Source organism: Vibrio sp. 1180_3, from assembly GCF_029478545.1.
GTDB classification, from domain to species: domain Bacteria; phylum Pseudomonadota; class Gammaproteobacteria; order Enterobacterales; family Vibrionaceae; genus Vibrio; species Vibrio aestuarianus.
Genome location: NZ_SJFM01000236.1, coordinates 1 through 290 on the forward strand (window position 1 = coordinate 1; position 290 = coordinate 290).

General features: G+C 48.6%; 2 rRNA genes. Both read left to right on the forward strand.

Annotated features, from left to right (window positions below):
• A 23S ribosomal RNA gene (locus tag EYW48_RS21710) occupies window positions 1–104 on the forward strand; the annotation flags it as partial.
• 83 nt (window positions 105–187) lie between these two features.
• Window positions 188–290, forward strand: a 5S ribosomal RNA gene (gene rrf / locus EYW48_RS21715); the annotation flags it as partial.

Sequence of the window (290 nt, forward strand, 5' to 3'; positions counted from 1 at the left end):
GTGTCCTAAAGGGTTGTTCGAGACTAGAACGTTGATAGGTTGGGTGTGTAAGCGCTGCGAGGCGTTGAGCTAACCAATACTAATTGCCCGTGAGGCTTAACCATACAACACCGAAGGGGTTTTGTGGACTCAATGAAAGAACATTGAATGTGAAGAACGAATTCAGCTTTCCGAATTTAAGAATTTGCTTGGCGACCATAGCGTTGCGGACCCACCTGACTCCATGCCGAACTCAGAAGTGAAACGCAATAGCGCCGATGGTAGTGTGGGGCTTCCCCATGTGAGAGTAG